Origin of the sequence: Acidisphaera sp. L21 (genome assembly GCF_009765685.1) — a bacterium.
Lineage (GTDB): Bacteria > Pseudomonadota > Alphaproteobacteria > Acetobacterales > Acetobacteraceae > LMUY01.
The window spans coordinates 137,026-143,424 of the sequence record NZ_LMUY01000075.1; the positions used below are offsets into that span (position 1 = coordinate 137,026).

Annotated in this window: 5 protein-coding genes; all 5 read right to left on the minus strand. The window is 66.0% G+C overall.

Going from position 1 to position 6,399, the window contains the following annotated elements:
* Positions 1-82: 82 nt before the first annotated feature.
* Positions 83-520, minus strand: coding sequence for a peptide-methionine (R)-S-oxide reductase MsrB (gene msrB / locus GSQ76_RS15455; RefSeq protein ID WP_158744831.1), 438 nt, complete (start codon positions 518-520; stop codon positions 83-85).
* A gap of 406 nt (positions 521-926) precedes the next feature.
* Positions 927-2,123, minus strand: coding sequence for a threonine ammonia-lyase (locus GSQ76_RS15460; RefSeq protein WP_158744833.1), 1,197 nt, complete (start codon positions 2,121-2,123; stop codon positions 927-929).
* Between the two features lie 62 nt (positions 2,124-2,185).
* On the minus strand, positions 2,186-2,659 hold the full coding sequence (gene greA, locus GSQ76_RS15465; RefSeq protein WP_158744835.1) for a transcription elongation factor GreA: 474 nt from the start codon (positions 2,657-2,659) through the stop codon (positions 2,186-2,188).
* A gap of 86 nt (positions 2,660-2,745) precedes the next feature.
* Positions 2,746-5,988 (minus strand): carbamoyl-phosphate synthase large subunit, encoded by a 3,243-nt coding sequence (gene carB, locus GSQ76_RS15470; RefSeq protein WP_158744837.1) that lies wholly within the window; start codon positions 5,986-5,988, stop codon positions 2,746-2,748.
* A gap of 2 nt (positions 5,989-5,990) precedes the next feature.
* Positions 5,991-6,399: glutamine amidotransferase-related protein (locus GSQ76_RS15475; RefSeq protein WP_174247357.1), on the minus strand; the 409-nt coding region annotated here is incomplete at its 5' end.

A 6,399-nucleotide genomic window follows, 5' to 3' on the forward strand; every position in this document is an offset into this window, starting at 1 on the left:
CCGTGAACCATCGTCGCGCCGCCCGCTTCGCGCAAGGGCAGGCCCCCAGCCGCGCCCGGCACCACTGGGGATTTGGCCGGTTCTAGTCCGGCTGGAACGCCAGGGACAAACCGTTCATGCAATAACGTTCGCCAGTCGGTTCCGGACCGTCGGGAAAGACGTGGCCCAGATGGCCGCCGCATTGGCTGCAATGTGCCTCCGTCCGCACCATCCCAAGGCTGCGGTCGACGGTGGTGTCGACCGCGCCCTCGATCGGTTTGAAGAAGCTCGGCCAACCGCTGCCGCTCTCGTATTTGGTGTCGGACGTGAACAGTGCCTGGCCACACGCCGCGCAGGAGAACAGGCCGGTGCGCTTCTCGAAGTTCAGCTGGCTGCTGCCCGGCCGCTCCGTGCCGTGCTGGCGCAGCACGTGAAACTGGTCGGGGGACAGCTTCGCCTTCCACTCAGACTCGGGATGCGAGACGGGAAACGCTTCATCCGGCGTGTCATTCGCCTTCTTGCTGCCAAACAAACTTGCCATCGCATGATCTCCTTGCTGGTTCCGAGATAGTGAGGCGGCGTCCGATCGGCAACCGCGCCCTCGGTGGCGTCCCGGTGGGCGAGCACGCGCCATGCGTGCGCCGGGGTGCTATCGAAGTGGCGCCGTTCTACCCGGCGGCCCGCAGACCCACCGTGCTGTCGATCCCATGCCGTATTGCCTGTGCAGGCTGCCCATGATCGCTCGGCAACCGAATACCACGGTTGGCATTGTCGCCCAAAATGTCGCGCCAAGAGGCAGAGCCCGGTGGTTCCGTCGCCCCCGGGGCCGACAAGCAGACGATGGCAAACAAGGTACGAGGAGGCTGCATATGTCCGACTTCTGCCATTTCGTTAAGGCTTGACGCAAAATGGCCCGAATAGTTTCGGGCATGGCTGAGCAGTTGATACTACGCCCGCCGGACGACGTAACGCTCTTCCAGATAGGCGGAAATCTCGTTGGCATGGATCGGGTCGCGGGCTTCCACGATCACCTCCAACTCCGCCGTCTGCACGGAGGGGGCCGCAAAGAGCCGCTTATGCGTGACCTCGATGACGTTGCCGCCCTTCGTGGCGATACGGCCCGCGATGTCGGCCAACACGCCGGGCCGGTCGGGTATTTCCAGCAGCAGCCGCAGCAGCCGCCCATCCCGCAGCAACCCGCGCAGTAGCACGTTGGCCAGGATACGGGCGTCGATATTACCGCCACACACCACCGTTGCGACCCGGCGCCCGCGAAACCGCTCCGGAAACGCCAGCAGCGCCGCAACGCCAGTTGCGCCCGCACCCTCCGCGACCAGCTTGGCGCCCTCCGCGAGGAGGGAGATTGCGTCTTCGACCACCCGCTCCGGCACCACCACGACGTCGCTGACATGGGCGCGGATGACCTCCAGCGGGGCGACGCCGATGTCGCGCACGGCAATCCCCTCCGCGATGGTCGGGCCGCCCACCTGCACCGGCTTGCCGGCCAACATCTGGCTCAGCGACGCATAGCCCGCAACCTCGACCCCGATCACTTCCAGCCCCGGACGCAGCGCCGCTGCCGCCACTGCGCAGCCGGCGATCATGCCGCCACCGCCCACGGGGATCAGCAGCGCGTCCAATTCCCCCGCATCTTCCAGCAATTCCAGCGCCAGCGTGCCCTGGCCGGCCATCACTGCCTCATCATCGTAGGGATGCACGAACACCAGCCCCTGCTCGGCCGCCATCTCACGGGCGTGCTGGGCAGTTTCCACCAGCGTTTCGCCGAACAATACCACCTTCGCGCCCCACGCAGCGGTGCGGGACACCTTGGTCGCCGGGGTGAACAGCGGCATGACGATGGTAGCCGCAATCCCCGCCAGCCCGGCGTGCCGCGCCACCGCCTGCGCATGGTTACCCGCCGACATGGCGATCACGCCCGCCTGGCGCTCCCCCTCCGTCAGCATCGCCAGCTTGTTGGCCGCGCCCCGCTCCTTGAACGAGCCGATGGCCTGCAGGCTCTCCAACTTCAGCGTCACGTGGGCGCCGGTCGCGCGGCTCACCGCGTCGGAGTGGAGCGAGGGCGTGCGGATCACCCGCCCCGCAATGCGACCGGCTGCGGCCTGCACATCGGCGAGCGTGATCATGGCGATCCTATCGGACTATGACAAAGAAACTGCGCCGCCCCACGAGGCCGGAGGGCGCGCCGTTAAATGAACGAGAGCGCCAGGATCTCGTAGGTGCGATCACCGCCGGGTGCCGGCACGGAAATCGTAGCGCCGACCTTCTTGTTGATCAGCGCCTTGGCCAACGGCGAGGAAATCGACAGCCGCGCCTGCTTGATGTCGGCTTCGTGCACGCCAACGATCTGGTAGGTCGCTTCCTTATCCGTCTCCTCGTCCACCAGCGTCACATGCGCACCGAACTTCACGGTATCGCCAGATAGGCTCGACGGGTCGATGACCTCGGCGCCAGAAATGATCTCGCCCAGCTCCAGAATCCGTCCCTCGATGAAGGACTGACGTTCCCGCGCGGCATCGTATTCCGCGTTCTCGCTCAGATCGCCGTGGCTTCGCGCCTCGGCAATCGCGCGGATCACGGCCGGGCGCTCTTGCGACTTGAGCGTGCGCAGCTCGTCCTCGAGACGAACCAGGCCGGGAGCGGTCATCGGAAATTTCTGCAAGATACGCGATTCCTGGCGTTATTCCGGGGCGTTCCGGGGTGGGCAGACACGAATTCGCAGCAGGCGGCTGTCTCGCCTACTGCGCTTCAGAACGATCCGCGAAAGTAGGACTGAAGCGGAGCGACTTCAAGCGTCCCCGCTTTCAATGCTGCTATGGCATGGACCGCGGCCCGTGCCCCGGCAATCGTCGTGTAGTGCGGAACCCCATGCGTCAGCGCGGAACGGCGTATGTCGAAGCTGTCCGTCAGCGACTGTGCCCCGCTTGCCGTGTTGATCACCAGTTGGATGTCGCCGGACCGGATGGCGTCCACGCAGTGCGGGCGACCCTCCAGCACCTTGTTCATGGGCTTCACCGCAATCCCCGCATCGGCGATACGTTTGGCCGTGCCAGATGTGGCGGCGATGGCGAACCCCATCGTCGTCAACCGCCGTGCCATGGCGACCAGGTTCTGCTTGTCCGCATCGCGAACCGACAAAAACACCGTCCCGCTCAGCGGCAGCTTCACCCCGGCCCCCAGCTGCGCCTTGGCGAAGGCGCGCTCGAACGAGGTGTCCAGCCCCATGACTTCGCCGGTGGACTTCATCTCCGGCCCCAGGATGGTGTCCACATTCGGAAAGCGGGCGAACGGGAATACCGCCTCCTTCACCGCGACATGCTGGGCGATGGCGTCATCATCCAGCTTGAACTCGGCCAGGCGCGCGCCGGCCATCACCCGCGCGCCGATCTTGGCCACGGCGACCCCGGTCGCTTTGGCGACGAACGGCACTGTGCGGCTGGCGCGGGGGTTTACCTCCAGCACGTAGATGTCGCCGTTCTGGATGGCATATTGCACGTTCATCAGCCCGACGACCCCCAGCGCCTTGGCCATCGCCTCGGTCTGATCCTTCAGCTCGGTGATGGTGGCCGGCGCCAGCGTGTAGGGCGGCAGCGAGCAGGCGCTGTCGCCGGAATGGATGCCGGCTTCCTCGATATGCTCCATCACGCCCGCGACGTAGACCGTCTCACCATCGGCGATGCAGTCGACATCGACCTCGATCGCGTCGTTCAAATAATGGTCAACCAGGACCGGGTTATCGCCCGAAACCTTCACCGCCTCGCGGATGTAGCGCTGCAGGCCGGCGCGGTCGTGCACGATCTGCATCCCGCGGCCGCCCAGCACGTAGGACGGGCGTAGCACCACCGGATAGCCGATCTCGGTCGCGATCGCCTCGGCTTCCTCCGGCGTGTGAGCGATGCCATTCGGCGGCTGCAACAGGTCCAGCTTCTGCAGCATCGCCTGGAACCGCTCCCGGTCCTCCGCCATGTCGATCGAATCGGCGGAGGTGCCTAGGATGGGGATGCCCGCCTCGGTCAATGCCTTGCTCAGCTTCAGCGGCGTCTGCCCGCCGTACTGCACGATGCAACCCAGCACGGTGCCGTTCGCCTGCTCGCGCCGCACCAGGGCGATCACGTCCTCGGCCGTCAGCGGCTCGAAATACAGCCGGTCGGAGGTGTCGTAGTCGGTGGACACGGTTTCCGGGTTGCAGTTCACCATCACCGTCTCGAACCCGGCGTCGCGCAGGGCGTAGGCGGCATGCACGCAGCAATAGTCGAACTCGATCCCCTGGCCGATCCGGTTCGGGCCGCCGCCGAGGATGATGATCTTCTGCCGATCCGTCGGGTCCGCCTCGCACGCGGGCGTGCCGAACCCGCCCTCGTAAGTCGAATACATATAAGGGGTTGCGGAGGCGAACTCACCGGCGCAGGTGTCGATTCGCTTATAGACCGGCTGCACTCCGGCCGCGGCCCGCGCCGCCGCCACCGCGGATTCCTTCTGCCCCGTCAGTTCCGCCAACCGCGTGTCGGAGAAACCGAGCGCCTTCAACCGCCGTAGCGCCACCGCGTCCGTGGGCAGGCCCTGGGTGGCAACCACCTGCTCCGCCTCGACGATCCGCGCCAACTCGCGCAGGAACCAGGGGTCGAACCGGCTGGCGGCGTGGATGTCCTCGATCGACAGCCCGGCGCGAATGGCCTGTGCCGCCATCAGCAACCGGTCCGGCCGCGGCTGCGACAGGGCGGCGCGGAAGGCGTCGCGCCCGCCATCGCCAGGCTGCTCCACCGGGTCCAGCCCGGACAACCCTGTCTCCATCGAGCGCATGCCCTTCTGCAGCGCTTCCGCAAACGACCGCCCGATCGCCATCGCCTCCCCGACCGACTTCATCGAGGTCGAGAGCAAAGCGGGCGTGCCGGGGAACTTCTCGAAGGTGAAGCGCGGGATTTTCACCACCACGTAATCGATCGTCGGCTCGAATGCGGCCGGAGTGACGCGGGTGATGTCGTTGGCCAACTCGTCCAGCGTGTAACCGACCGCCAGCTTGGCCGCGATTTTGGCGATCGGGAATCCGGTGGCCTTCGACGCCAGCGCCGAAGACCGAGAAACCCGCGGGTTCATCTCGATCACCAGCATCCGGCCATCCGCCGGGTTGATCGCCCATTGCACGTTGGACCCGCCGGTATCGACGCCGATCGCCCGCAGGCAGGCGATGGAGCCGTCGCGCATGCGTTGGAATTCACGGTCCGTCAACGTCAGCGCCGGGGCGACGGTGATGCTGTCGCCGGTGTGGACGCCCATCGGGTCCACGTTCTCGATCGCGCAGACGATGATGCAGTTATCGGCGCTGTCGCGCACGACCTCCATCTCGAACTCTTTCCAGCCGACGATGCTTTCCTCGATCAGCACCTCGTCGGTGGGGGAGGCGTCCAGGCCGGAGCCGACGATCGCCTCGAACTCCTCCCGGTTATAGGCGATGCCGCCGCCAGTGCCGCCCAGGGTGAAGGAGGGGCGGATCACCAGGGGCAGGCCGATGCTGGTCAACGCCTCCCGCGCCTCCGCCATCGAATGCGCAATGGCGGAGCGGGGGCTTTCGATGCCGATGGCGGACATGGCGTCGCGGAATTTCAGCCGGTCCTCGGCCCGATCGATCACCTCGGCCTTGGCGCCGATCAATTCCACCCCGTGCTTGGCCAGCGTGCCAGAGGCATCCAGCGCCATGGCGATGTTCAGCGCCGTTTGGCCGCCCATGGTCGGCAGGATCGCGTCCGGCCTCTCCCGGATAATCACTTTCTCGACCAGGGCCGGGGTAATCGGCTCGATATAGGTCGCGTCCGCCAGATCCGGGTCGGTCATGATGGTGGCGGGGTTGGAGTTGACCAGGATCACCCGGTAGCCCTCCGCCCGCAGCGCCTTGCAGGCCTGGGCGCCGGAATAGTCGAACTCACAGGCCTGGCCGATGACGATCGGGCCGGCGCCGATGATGAGGATCGACTTGATGTCTGTCCGCTTGGGCATGGTTATGCCTTCTCCATCATCGCGGTGAAGCGACGGAACAAATGGGCGCTGTCGGAGGGGCCGGGGCTCGCTTCCGGATGATACTGCACGCTGAAGGCGCGGCGGGCGTCGCAGGCGATACCCTCGTTGCTGCCATCGAACAGCGATGTGTGGGTGATGCGCACGCCTTCGGGCAGGCTGTCATCCGCGACGGCGAAGCCATGGTTTTGGCTGGTGATTTCGACCTTGCCGGTGGCGAGTTCCTTCACCGGCTGGTTGGCACCGCGATGACCGCGATCCAGCTTATAGGTGCGCGCACCCAATGCCAGGGCCAGCAATTGATGGCCGAGGCAGATGCCGAATACCGGCACCTTGGCGTCCAACACGCCTTGAATGGCAGGCACAGCGTAGATGCCGGTCGCTGCCGGGTCG

What these genes read in the sequence shown, in the direction of transcription:
- msrB (WP_158744831.1), bottom strand. Translation starts at nt 520, where the DNA reads ATGGCAAGTTTGTTTGGCAGCAAGAAGGCGAATGACACGCCGGATGAA.
- GSQ76_RS15460 (WP_158744833.1), bottom strand. Translation starts at nt 2,123, where the DNA reads ATGATCACGCTCGCCGATGTGCAGGCCGCAGCCGGTCGCATTGCGGGG.
- carB (WP_158744837.1), bottom strand. Translation starts at nt 5,988, where the DNA reads ATGCCCAAGCGGACAGACATCAAGTCGATCCTCATCATCGGCGCCGGC.